10 protein-coding genes are annotated in these 12990 nt (G+C 40.4%); 6 read left to right on the top strand and 4 right to left on the bottom strand.

The annotated features are described in order from the left end of the window. Nucleotides 1–3: 3 nt before the first annotated feature. Nucleotides 4–780: a zinc ribbon domain-containing protein gene (locus CHA01nite_RS10370; protein WP_146941245.1), complete on the top strand. Its 777-nt coding sequence runs from the start codon at nucleotides 4–6 to the stop codon at nucleotides 778–780. Between the two features lie 324 nt (nucleotides 781–1104). Here CHA01nite_RS10370 and CHA01nite_RS10365 read toward each other — a convergent pair whose 3' ends face one another. After that, on the bottom strand, nucleotides 1105–2883 hold the full coding sequence (locus CHA01nite_RS10365) for an AMP-dependent synthetase/ligase (protein WP_146941244.1): 1779 nt from the start codon (nucleotides 2881–2883) through the stop codon (nucleotides 1105–1107). A gap of 242 nt (nucleotides 2884–3125) precedes the next feature. Between CHA01nite_RS10365 and CHA01nite_RS10360 the strand changes: the two genes are divergently transcribed. Then, nucleotides 3126–4265, top strand: coding sequence for an acyl-CoA dehydrogenase (locus tag CHA01nite_RS10360; RefSeq protein ID WP_146941243.1), 1140 nt, complete (start codon nucleotides 3126–3128; stop codon nucleotides 4263–4265). 730 nt (nucleotides 4266–4995) lie between these two features. Here the strand turns inward: CHA01nite_RS10360 and CHA01nite_RS10355 are convergent. Continuing rightward, the gene (locus CHA01nite_RS10355) at nucleotides 4996–5928 is read right to left on the bottom strand and encodes a DUF4349 domain-containing protein (RefSeq protein WP_146941242.1); all 933 of its coding nucleotides are present in this window, start codon (nucleotides 5926–5928) and stop codon (nucleotides 4996–4998) included. Nucleotides 5929–6718: 790 nt separating this feature from the next. Between CHA01nite_RS10355 and CHA01nite_RS10350 the strand changes: the two genes are divergently transcribed. Continuing rightward, complete coding sequence (locus tag CHA01nite_RS10350; RefSeq protein ID WP_146941241.1) at nucleotides 6719–6988, top strand: hypothetical protein; 270 nt, start codon at nucleotides 6719–6721, stop codon at nucleotides 6986–6988. 58 nt (nucleotides 6989–7046) lie between these two features. Further along, complete coding sequence (locus CHA01nite_RS10345) at nucleotides 7047–7814, top strand: GLPGLI family protein (RefSeq protein ID WP_146941240.1); 768 nt, start codon at nucleotides 7047–7049, stop codon at nucleotides 7812–7814. Between the two features lie 47 nt (nucleotides 7815–7861). Here the strand turns inward: CHA01nite_RS10345 and CHA01nite_RS10340 are convergent, their stop codons facing one another. Both CHA01nite_RS10340 and CHA01nite_RS10335 read right to left on the bottom strand, forming a co-directional pair. After that, entirely contained in the window at nucleotides 7862–9457 is a 1596-nt protein-coding gene (locus CHA01nite_RS10340; RefSeq protein WP_146941239.1) for a peptide chain release factor 3, read from the bottom strand. 602 nt (nucleotides 9458–10059) lie between these two features. Then, a complete protein-coding gene (locus CHA01nite_RS10335; protein ID WP_146941238.1) occupies nucleotides 10060–11247 on the bottom strand; it encodes an MFS transporter in 1188 nt (395 codons plus the stop codon). A gap of 157 nt (nucleotides 11248–11404) precedes the next feature. Between CHA01nite_RS10335 and CHA01nite_RS10330 the strand changes: the two genes are divergently transcribed. Continuing rightward, entirely contained in the window at nucleotides 11405–12232 is an 828-nt protein-coding gene (locus CHA01nite_RS10330; RefSeq protein ID WP_146941237.1) for a CPBP family intramembrane glutamic endopeptidase, read from the top strand. Nucleotides 12233–12334: 102 nt separating this feature from the next. Then, on the top strand, nucleotides 12335–12922 hold the full coding sequence (gene rdgB / locus CHA01nite_RS10325) for an RdgB/HAM1 family non-canonical purine NTP pyrophosphatase (RefSeq protein WP_174771816.1): 588 nt from the start codon (nucleotides 12335–12337) through the stop codon (nucleotides 12920–12922). Nucleotides 12923–12990: the final 68 nt, after the last annotated feature.

Below are 12990 nucleotides of genomic sequence, written 5' to 3'. Positions count from 1 at the left end.
AATATGGCAAAAACCAACGATATTTCAGTTGAAGAGAAGTTAAGAGCTTTATACGATTTGCAGATCATTGATTCCAGATTGGACGAAATCCGAAATACCAGAGGAGAATTGCCAATCGAAGTAGAGGATCTTGAGATTGAAATCGAAGGTCTTGAAAAGAGAGCTGAAAAATTTCATGCAGACATTAAAGATCAGGACGACCAGATCAAAACAAAGCACGAAGTGATCAACCATGCAAGGACTTTAATTGAAAAATACAAATCTCAGCAGGACAGCGTAAGAAACAACAAGGAATTTGAAGCATTAAGCAAGGAGATGGAATATCAGGAACTTGAGATCCAGCTTGCTGAAAAGAGAATCAAAGAATTCGGTGCTAAAATTGCTCATAAAAACGAAACGCTGGACGAATTGAATTCCAAGATCGACGATCTGAAGAATCACCTGAAGTTCAAAAAAGAAGAGCTTGAAGGCCTGGTGGCTGAAACGAAGAAAGAAGAGGAATATCTGATAGAACAGTCTAAAGAATACGCCGGAAAAATCGATGAAAGATTACTGGCTTCTTACAACAGGATCAGAACCAACTCACCGAACGGTCTTGCCGTGGTAGGTCTTGAAAGAGGAGCTCCGAAAGGATCTTTCTTTACCATTCCGCCTCAGAAGCAGATGGAAATCGCCCAGAGAAAGAAAATCATCATCGATGAACATTCAGGGAAAATCCTGGTGGATGACGAACTCGTGATGGAAGAAAACGAAAGAATGAATGCGGTGATTAAATTCTAATTTAATTGCATTTTACAATATAAAATCTGCCTTAATTGAGGCAGATTTTTTTGTTTGCAGGATATCAAAAAACAAAGTCCGGATGATTGATTAATTTTCAGTCTGATCATCCGTATTATTGTCATTAATAAGGTCGAATCTACGATTTCTGTAGGAGAGAATCTCAACCCGAATCTTTCCATACGATTCTCTAATGCTATGGCTGGATTCCTGCGGAAATCGAAGATTCGACGAAGTCAATGACAAACAGTGCATTAGACTATGAAAAGCTTTTAATTTGAATTTAATCCAAAAAAAACCGCTCCGAAAGAAGCGGTATGTATTTTATTCACGATGCTCATACATCTTATTGTAAAGGCTGATGAACTTTTCCTTGATGGCTTTCCTTTTCAGTTTCAGCGTTGGGGTAAGCAGTCCGGTGTCGACGGCCCAGATTTCCGGGGTCAGTTCGATTTTTTTAATCTGCTCCCAGTTTCCGAGGTGCTCGTTGATGCCGTCGATCTCTTTCTTGATCCGGTCTTTCAGCTCTGCACTTTCTGCGATTTCCTGGGGCGTCGTACCGATGTTGAGATTATTTCTCATCGCCCAGCTTTTTGCAAATTCAAAATCCGGCTGGATCAGGGCACACGGCATTTTCTCACCGTCGCCGACCACCATAATCTGTTCGATGAATTTGGAAGCCTTCGCCTGGTTTTCGATGGTCTGGGGAGCAATGTACTTCCCGCCTGATGTCTTAAACATCTCCTTTTTACGGTCGGTGATCTGCAAAAATCCGTCGCTGTCGAGGTGGCCGATATCACCTGTTCTGAAGTAGCCTTCCTCGGTAAATACCTCTTTCGACATTTCTTCGTTTTTGAAATATCCTTTGAAAACCGAAGGGCCTTTCACGGTAATTTCACCGTCTGCCTGAATCTTAACATCCAGATTGTCCAACGGCAGCCCTACGGTTCCGATCTTCATCTTCTCAAAGCTGTTGACGGAAATCACCGGTGAAGTTTCCGTAAGCCCATAGCCTTCCAAAATAGGGATGCCTGCATTCTGGAACATCAGGTTCAGACGGGTGGATAAGGCGGCAGAACCTGACACCAGGGTAATGATCTCACCTCCTAGTCCTTCTCTCCATTTTTTGAATACCAGCTTATCGGCAATAATTTCTTTTAATCCCGAAGGTTTGGATACGGTTTTCTTTTTGGAAATCAGGTCCAGTGCCCAGAAAAAGATCTTCTGCTTAAGGCCTCCCGCAGAGGAACCGGTTGCATAGATTTTATCGTATACTTTTTCCACCAGTCTCGGCACAACGCTCATGTAATGGGGCTTTACCTCCTTTACATTTTCGCCCATCTTGTCAATGCTTTCCGCAAAATAGATGGAAAAACCGTTGTACTGGAAAAGGTAAAAAAGCATTCTCTCGAAAATATGGCAGATCGGCAGGAAGCTCAGCACCCGGGTGTCTTTGTAATCCAGGCTTTTCTTTTTGGGAATTCTCGGTACGGAACCCAGTACATTGGAAACGATATTGTGATGGGTGAGCATGACCCCTTTCGGTTTTCCGGTAGTTCCCGACGTATAGATAATGGTGGCCAGGTCTTCGGAATTAATGGCCTTCGAAAGGTCTTCCACTTCAATCTGGGTAGAGTCGTCTTCACCAAGATCAATGATTTCTTTCCAGCTGGCTGCTCCGGTAATGGGGTCGAAAGTAAAAATACCCTGTAATGACGGAATGTTATGTTTTACTTTCACCACTTTACCCAACAGGTCCTTATCGGAAACAAAGCAGTATTTGATTTCGGCATTGGTAAAGATGAATTCATAGTCTTCCGGCGAAATATTCGGATATACAGGAACCGACACCACGCCGATCTGGGAGATTCCGAGATCCATAATGGCCCATTCGGTGCGCGAATTGGTGGTAATTAAGGCGATTTTATCACCAGGCTTTATTCCAAGTTTCAGAAGGCCCCTTGAAATTTTGTTGGCCTGGTTGATGAATTCCTGCGTAGATGTTTTTTTCCACTCCCCATGATCCTTCGTCACAAACATGTCTTGCTTAGGATATTTCTCTAAAGCATGGTGTGGTATATCGAATAACCTTTTGATTGCCATGATTCTTATTATATGATTTTAATAATTTTAAATATAAGCATTTTTTTTAATTAAGGAAATCATAAATGTTAATTAGAAATTAATAAAAGGGAAGCCTTAATCGATTTAATAATTCAAACTTAATTTATATCTGATGAATATTTATAAATTACCGTTTTTCATTGTTATCCTCTAATTTATCATTCTGTTTTCAGATTTGATCAAAAAGTGTAAATTAGCGACCATCTAATTATTATTTTTTTATGGACTTTAATTTATCAGAAGAACAGCTGATGATTCAGCAGGCAGCAAGGGATTTTGCTCAGAACGAACTATTACCGGAGGTTATCGAGAGAGACCGCGACCAGAAGTTTCCTGCCGAACAGGTGAAGAAAATGGGAGAAATGGGTCTTTTGGGAATGATGGTGGATCCTAAGTACGGAGGTGCCGGAATGGACAGCGTTTCTTATGTTTTGGCTATGGAGGAAATTGCCAAGATCGATGCTTCTGCCGCTGTAGTGATGTCCGTAAATAATTCATTGGTTTGTGCCGGTCTGGAAAAATTCGCTTCTGAAGAGCAGAAAATGAAATACCTTACCCCGCTTGCAAGCGGACAGGTAATCGGGGCTTTTGCCTTATCGGAACCAGAAGCGGGATCTGATGCCACTTCACAGAAAACAACTGCTGAAGACAAAGGAGATTATTATTTGTTAAACGGAATCAAGAACTGGATCACCAACGGTGGAACGGCTACTTATTATATCGTGATCGCCCAGACGGATCCTGAGAAAAAACATAAAGGAATCAACGCATTTATCGTGGAAAGAGGATGGGAAGGTTTCGAGATCGGGCTGAAAGAAGACAAACTGGGAATCAGAGGAAGCGATACGCACTCTTTGATCTTCAACAATGTGAAAGTACCGAAAGAAAACAGAATCGGGGAAGACGGGTTCGGATTTAACTTTGCCATGGCAGTTTTGAATGGCGGGAGAATCGGGATTGCTTCCCAGGCATTGGGAATTGCTTCCGGAGCTTACGAGCTTGCACTGAAATATGCAAAGACGAGAAAAGCGTTCAAAACGGAAATTATTAACCACCAGGCGATCGCGTTTAAGCTGGCTGATATGGCTACCCAGATTACCGCAGCAAGAATGCTTTGCTTTAAAGCCGCTGTAGAAAAAGATGCCGGAAAAGATATCTCTGAAAGCGGTGCAATGGCTAAGCTTTACGCTTCTCAGGTGGCAATGGATACAACTATTGAAGCTGTACAGATCCACGGAGGATACGGATATGTGAAGGAGTACCATGTGGAAAGGATGATGCGGGATGCGAAAATTACCCAGATCTATGAAGGAACTTCCGAGATCCAGAAGATTGTTATTTCAAGAAGCATTGCAAAGTAATTGCTTAATTATACGGAAATAGTAAAAGGCTCTCAATATTGGGAGCCTTTTTACTTCACACGAACCACAAAATATTAATAATATATATCTTTTATTTTAAAATCAAATCTGATCAGCTTTATCTATTGGATGGCCATTTTTGCCGAAGGTTAAATTTTCATTTACATTTTTTTATCCGCCTCATGATTATGATGTAAAAGTAAGGATAAGAGTTTTTGTGAAAACGGATTTCTGATTAAAATATTATTAAAATAACATGAATCTGACTGTATCCACATCATATTCAGCCGATTATTTAATTCAAAAATAAAAATGAGAGTGATTCAGTCGGGATTTTAAATAATACTCATTTTGCCGGAACAAATACACGGTTTATGCTTCTGATAGGATTTTATCCTATCCTGTACCAAGCTGTCCTTTCAGGACTTTAAAAACAAGAGAAATCCGTCCATGATTGAAAAAAAAGGCCGGTTATTCAGGATTGAATAATAACTCCTCTGATAAAAGCGATACCCTATTCAGTTTGATGATCAGGACCTTTGATCCTATGCCTGACAAGAGAAACTTCCGGCATCCAGCTTCCATCTTCCAGCCTTTATTTACGGCTTGTACCTCGAATTCACGTTAAAATAATAGAATTTTTATTTAAAACTTTAAGATAATATCAGTGGAAACAGGCATTTCCGTTCAGAAACAGCCAAAACTTCCCGCTTCCCGCCGACAAATCGGGTTAATGAGGATCATGACGGTTTGTGCTTTTACCTCTTTTCTTATAAAAATAATAGCCGGCTCCGCCCAGTAAAAGCAGAGGCCAGAGCGGAAGGATAAACAGGAAAATGGACGTGATCACATTCCAGCCTGAAGAAACGGCCGCGAAGGATTTTTCACCGAAGGTTTCCGGCTCTTTCCGTACTCCATGATTTTCCTCTTTTCCATACAGTGTAATATCAATATCGCAGAGGGTGTTTTCCGCAACTTCCTGTCCGGTCACCTCAATGCTTTTGTTTTCAACGTCGCCTAAGTTATAGCTCAGATCGCTCATCAGGTCATCGAATTTCTGGAGCGGGACCCGTACTTTCAGATAAGCCATTTTTTTATCATCGCTGCTTACCGAAATATTTTCGCTCCTAATGAATCCTTCGTATTGGGCTACTTCTTCCTTTACAATTTCTTTTGCCGTTTCAGCATTGTTTACATAGAGCTCGAGCGTCCCTGTTTTTACCATTCTGTTTTTCGAGACCGTCTGTTCAGCATTTTCCTTTTCCTGCTGTTTTTTGTACACCACTTTGGTTTCCCGGATTACTTTTGGTGCTGGAACATTCACTACGATCTTCTGATTTTTTGCAGCGGAATCTTTCTTTTCCGATTTGGATTCCAGAGCCACATGGGAAATCTTATCCGACAGGGAGTCTACCATTTTTGAAGTGTTCTCGATTTTATCCCTTACCTCATTTTTGGCATTTTCAAAATCTCTGATCCTGACACCGGCAGAATCCAGGGCCGCATGTGCCTGATCACTTACTTTGTCCAATTGTTCAGAAGCTGCCGAAACGGTGCTGTCTGCCGAATGAATGGTGTTTTCCATATTGGAAGCTGCGGTTTCTCCTTTTTTACACATAATGAACGTACCGGATACCGCAACGAGTAAAATGAATTTTTTCATAACATTAATTTTTCGATGAAGTAAAATTAGGAGCGGGACGGTTGTAATGATTGTACAGGAGTTGTTTTGCTTATGTAAATTGATAAAGGATTGATTTTTAATGTTTTGTAAAATATAAGATAATCCTTTTACAAAATTTTTTGAAAAATACATCCACCAAATCTTATCTGGAATCTGATTTCGTTATTCTTCTTTTCAGAAATCGAAAATTTTCACTGAATATCTATCCATGAGGCTGAAGTGCTTAGAGATGATATCTTTGAGAAATGACATTAAAAGAAAAAATCCGCAGATAAACTCCTGCGGATTTAATAAAATAATCATTTAATTATTTTCAAGTTTATTTTTAATAACACTCACCAAGTCCTCAACGCTATTTTTGTCAGTAATAATAAGGATTGCACCATTTAAGATAGATGTTTCTTTACCTTCGTTGTGATTATTTTGAATAATTTCAATTTTGTGATCCGAATCATGGAACAGATCTTTTATTTCAACTTTAAAAATAGAGGCGAGTTTTGGAATGTATTCTGATTTTATATCATTTTGATCATTTTCCCAATTGACATAAGTTTCCTGTCAATATTAAGTAGATCAGCAATTTCTTGTTGAGATTTATTCTGACGTGTTCTCAGTTTTCTAATAGTAGATCCTACGCTCATATTTGTTAATTTTCGTCAAAAGTAATAAATATGTACGAAAAGTTCCACAAAATTTGTAGAACTAATTGTATATTAATTTACTGGACAGACAGCTATATTTGTAATGTTTAACATTAAAAATAAATACAATGAAAAAATTATTATTGTTTTCAGCATTTATGATTGCTGGAATTATTTCTGCTAAGGAAATTGCTTTATGTAGTTCCCATTCTAATGAACAAATTAAAAAAGATTTTGTTTTTAAACAATACAGAATTACCATCAAGACTGTATGTGGAACAACTTATCAGACAATTTTTGATGACCAGTTTGATTCTATAGATTGTCTTTATAATGAATGGGAAATGTATAACAATCAGGATTGTGGACATTCAAGCTATGAAAATCCGATGACTTAACAAAAAATAATAGGCTGTTTAAAAAGACAGCCTATTTAATGATATATTTTAAATATTTATGAAACTGCTTTTAAGAATTTTCCTTTCATTTATTTGTATAAATTATGCAAGGAGTCAAGTTAAAAAAGATTCTTCTGAAATTGAGGTAAAATATAATTACATTTTTGTGCAGGATACTTTAAACAGATCATCATCAATATATGAGCCGATGGTATTGCTTACTAACGGAAAGAAATCTATTTATTATAGTGAAAATTATAAGGAAGCTGTTGATGGTTTTGGAAAAAAGCTGGAAGATGCCATGAAAACAGGAAATGTTTTAGATCCAGGTGCTCTTCCAAGATCTAAGGTGAAACATAACGTATATAAAGATGAAATTAAAACTTATATATCAAATTATTTAGGAAAAAATTATTATACATACGAAAGCCCTGACAAACTTAATTGGAAAATCAATAATAATAGTATTTCTACTATTGGTGGTTATAAATGCTATAAGGCAATTGTTGAAGCGGGAGGAAAGAAATTTGTAGCATGGTTTACTTATGATATTCCTATCAGCGATGGCCCTTATAAATTTAGAGGTCTCCCTGGTCTTATTTTAAAACTTAATGAAATAAATAATTATATAAATTTTGAGTTGATCTCCGTCAATAAAAAAAGTTTGCCGATAGAACAGAAGAAAGGAATAACAGTTACAAAAGATCAATATTTATTAAAAAGAGAAGAGTATGTAAATGATCCGTATCAGGGAAAAGTTAATAATCCTGAATACCGGAAAATGGTTGAAGAAAACAAAAGAAAATATAATAACTCTTTAGAATAATAAATTTAATTTAGAGACCGTTCAAAAGCAAACGGTCTCTAAATTAATTAAGCATTCTGAAACTCACTAATAAAATGCAGCTTCACATTCGGGAATTTCTCCTGCGTCATGTGGATCGTGAATGAAGAATCGGCTAAGAAAACCAGTTGGTTGTATTTATCTCTTGCCAAAAACCGTTGCTTTAACCTCGCAAATTCCTTAAACTCCTCAGATTTTTCATCGGCTTCCACCCAGCAGGCTTTGTGCATGGAAAGCGGTTCGTAGGTACATTTTGCTCCGTATTCATGTTCCAGACGGTACTGGATCACTTCGTACTGAAGCGCACCTACCGTTCCGATGATCTTACGGCCGTTCATTTCCAGGGTAAACAACTGGGCAACTCCTTCATCCATCAGCTGATCGATCCCTTTGGCCAGCTGTTTCGCTTTAAGCGGATCGTTATTATTAATATACCTGAAATGTTCCGGAGAGAAGCTCGGAATCCCTTTGAAACTCAGCTTTTCACCACCGGTTAAGGTATCGCCGATCCTGAAGCTTCCGGTATCGTGAAGACCCACGATGTCTCCCGGGAAACTTTCGTCCACCACTTCTTTTTTATCGGCAAAGAAAGCATTCGGCGAAGAAAATTTCATCTTCTTGCCTTCTCTTACCAAAAGGTAATTTTCATTTCTTTTAAACGTTCCGGAAACAATCTTTACGAAAGCCAGACGGTCCCTGTGCTTCGGATCCATGTTGGCGTGGATTTTGAAAACAAATCCCGTAAACGTTTCCTCTTCAGGCTTCACCAGGCGGGTATCGCTTTCCTTCGGCTGCGGCATCGGGGCAATATCAATAAAGGCATCCAGCAATTCGCGGACCCCGAAATTATTTAACGCCGAACCGAAGAAAACCGGCTGCAGGTCCCCTTTCATATAATCTTCCCGGTTGAATTCCGGGTAAACCGATTGTACCAGGTCCAGTTCTTCCCTCAGGGTAGTGGCTGCTTTTTCACCGATCACCTCATCGATCGAAGCATCATTGATGTCGTCAAACTTAATCGCTTCACCTACCTTCTGCTTCTTCTCTTCCAGAAACAACTGGATGTTGTTTTCCCAGATGTTGTAGATTCCCTGGAAATCGCTTCCCATACCAATCGGCAAGGAGAGCGGGCAAACCGTCAGTCCCAGTTTCTGTTCCACTTCATCAAGAAGATCGAAGGCATCTTTACCTTCACGGTCCAGCTTATTGATGAACACCAACATCGGAATATTCCGCATCCGGCATACCTTCACCAGCTTTTCCGTCTGTTCCTCAACCCCTTTCGCCACGTCAATCACGACGATGACGGAATCTACGGCCGTTAATGTCCGGTAAGTATCTTCTGCAAAATCCTTGTGACCCGGCGTATCCAGGATGTTGATCTTGTGGTCTCTGTATTCAAAAGCCAGTACGGAAGTCGCTACCGAGATCCCTCTCTGCCTTTCGATTTCCATAAAGTCGGAGGTGGCTCCTTTTTTTATCTTGTTGGATTTTACCGCACCCGCTTCCTGGATCGCACCCCCGAAAAGCAGCAGCTTTTCCGTTAGAGTGGTCTTCCCGGCATCGGGGTGGGAGATGATCCCGAAGGTTTTCCTTTTCTCTATTTCTTTGATTAAGTCTGACATATCGTATTTTGAAGTTGCAAAAATCGTGAATTTTGTCGAATCCTGAAAATGGATTCCGAACTTTAGTTTTTTAATTAAACACGAATGGCACGAAGACTTTCAAAAATTTCACGATAAATAATCGGGTATATCCGTGAAACCATTCGTATTATTTGTGGTTCATTTGTTTGCTTTAAAATAATATGAATTCGCCTATATCTGATTTATATTAGTTGTTTTAATTGATTTAAAAATAAAATTAAGGTTCAATCGGTCATGATTTTTAACAGATTGCTTCTGGCAGGACAAATAAACGGTTAACTCTACTGACAGGATTTTGTCCTGTCCTGTACTAAGCCGTCCTTCCGGGACTTTAAGACCATGGTAAATGAAGCTGTACGACCAAATATTCAGTTTGATGAATAAAACCTTTGATCCTGTTTTGACGGGATAACCTTCCGGCATCCCGCTTCCATCTTCCAGCCTGTTAATCCATCTTCTTCTTCTTCGGGTTCACGTTAAAATATTTTAAGCTATCATATTTTCCGGACTCTGAATTCTTATGTTGCGGGAAAAACTTCCAGCCTCCATCTTCCCCCTTCCAGCCATTCATAGATTTCTGTTTAAATCTGCAAATCCGATTTCCTTTTCAGCAGATACGCCAGTCCCAGCCCGATAAAAACCATTCCGGCACTGAACGGGAAGATATACGCCATTCCATACACATCCGCCACACCGCCGATGAGCGGTCCGGCAACACCCAGTGAAAGATCGATGAACAGTCCGTATCCCGCTAAAGCAGAACCCTGGTTGGAAGCAGGAACGCTTTTGATGGCCACCACCCCCAGCGCAGGGAAGATCAGTGAAAAGCCAAGGCCCGTAACGCCGGCTCCTACCAAAGCGATTTCAGGATTGTTTCCGAAAGCAATAATCAGAAGACCGGTAGTTTCCACCAGAAGGCAGACCATCGCTACCCTGATTCCGCCGTAATTTTTAATCACATTGCTGAATACCAGTCTTCCGATAACAAACAGACCGCCGAAAACGCTCAGGCACAGAGCGCCGTTGTTCCAGTGGAAATAATTGTAATACAGTGTAATGAAGGTCGATATGCTGGCAAAACCCAGACCGCCCAATGCCAGGCACGCACCGAAGGGAGCCACTTTTCTTAATACCTTCCAGAAAGATTGTCCTTCCTGCGTATTGGGATTGGTTACATTCCTTTTGGTTCGCGCATACAAAAAGCCCGCAGTTCCCATCATAATGGAAAGCATGCCGATACCGTACAGGCTGAAATCATGCTCGATGAGGATGCCCAGAGAGGCGCCGATCGCCAGAGCTCCGTAAGAAGCTACGCCGTTGTAGGAAATGATTTTGGCCGTATGTTCTTCACCAACCGCCATTATAGCCCAGTTGATGGGACTTGCACCGACCAATCCTTCCGCACAGCCGGTAAGCAGGCGCGTAATGATCAGGAATATCAGACTGAGAGATGGCGAAGCTTTAAAATAATAGGCCATGATCAGGAAAATCCCGGTGAGGGAAAATCCCAGCATGCTGTACAGGACGGCGGGTTTCGGACCTTTACCGTCGATCATTTTTCCCGAGTAGGCTCTAAGAAAAAAGGTGGAAACATACTGAAGGCTGATGACCAAGCCGGCTACCACTAAGCTGAATCCCAGGCTTTTATTAATGAAAATCGGAAGGACGGACAGTGAGAGCCCTATGATAAAATATCCTAAGAAAGTAAAAGAGACATACGTAAGCAAGGATACATTAACATTCTCCGGCCGCTTCATTGTTTTATCCATGTTGAAAAATTAAAAGGCAAAGTTACTCGATACAAAAACAGATCCCATGATGAGGGACCATAAAATATATCAGGTTTTACAGGCAATTCCTTTGCCGGAATTCTCTTTTCCCATAATTTGATTTATCTTTGTTTGAATTTAAAATCATTGATACCCTATGGAAAATAAATATCCGAAGTATACCTTTACATGGATCGGAGGGCTGGTGCTATTGGCGGGATTATTTCTCGGCACCATGGCTACCTCTTTCTTTAATGTCTTCTGGATGTTTACCTTTAAAGAAAACCTTCAGTACAAAGATTGGTTTTTTATGCTGGCCAATGCAGCAGGATTTGTTACCGCTATAGCTTTCTTTGATTTTTTTATTGTGCGCAGGACCACCGGGAAAAAGCTGAATTTCAACTTTTCGCCGACCAACTTCTATACGTACCTTCTGATTTTTCCTATGATGACGGGGATGATGTTCATTGCGGAATTCATCACCTCGCAGATTCCAACCACGGGACCGTTTTTCGGGAAATACTATGAATTTTTTACCCAGCTGATGGAAAAACTCACCGATGATCCGATAGTCATGATGATTACAGCAGTAATCTGCGCCCCGATTTTCGAAGAAATTATTTTCCGGGGAATTATTCAGAAAGGATTGATGAACAAAGGGGTAGAACCCTGGAAAGCTATCGTTTCCGCTTCGGTTATTTTCGGCCTGGTGCATGGAAATCCGTGGCAGCTGGTAGGAGCAGTGTTGCTGGGCTGTATTCTGGGGCTGGTCTATTACAAGACAAAATCCCTGCTGCTGCCGATGCTGCTGCATGGTTTCAACAACCTATGTTCGACCTTGCTGATTACCTATACCAAAAGCGAAAGCTTTGCAGAGGCTTTTAAAATACCGGAATGGATGATCCTGGGAATGGGAGTGATCCTTTTTTCTTTATTCTTTTATCTTTTTATGAAAAAGTATAAAGTTCATTATTCTGAATTATAGATCCGGTATTATTAAATTTTTTGCTTCCTGTTTCACCGGCGATCTTCGTGTTCCCTGCGAAAATTACGGATGCATTTTGTGTTAAATAAAATATAAATTAAAATGAAAACGGAGATGGAATTACTGGTTGCCACACACAATATCCATAAAAAAGAAGAGATCCAGCAGATCCTGGGCGATAAGTTTGTTGTTAAAAGCCTTACGGATTACGATATCCATGAGGAAATCGTAGAAGACGGAGATTCCTTTAATGCCAATGCACTGATCAAGGCCAGATACTGTTTTGAAAAGACCGGTATTCCAAGCCTTGGGGACGACAGCGGACTGGTGGTGGAATCCCTGGACGGTAGGCCCGGAATCTTTTCCGCACGGTACGCCGGTGATCACGATTTTGCCAGAAATATTGAAAAGGTATTGTATGAAATGGAAGGGATCGAAAACCGGAAAGCCTATTTTATTACCGTTTTATGCTACTATGATGAAAACGGGGCGCAATATTTCGACGGAAGGGTTCACGGCAACCTGTTGAAGGAAAATAAAGGCTTCAAAGGTTTCGGCTACGACCCGATTTTCGTTCCCGAAGGCTACGGTATGACCTTCGCTGAAATGGATCCTCAGGATAAAAATAAGATCAGCCACAGAAAGCAGGCACTGGATTTGTTTCTGGAGTTTCTGAAAGATAGAGGCTAATACAAAGATAAAGGCGACGGATATCCGGCTTTCGATCTAAGGCTCAGCCTCTGCCTCAATCTTAATCT

This window comes from Chryseobacterium hagamense (genome assembly GCF_007991455.1).
Taxonomy (GTDB): Bacteria; Bacteroidota; Bacteroidia; order Flavobacteriales; family Weeksellaceae; genus Chryseobacterium; species Chryseobacterium hagamense.
This window is presented reverse-complemented; position numbering and strand designations above follow the sequence as displayed.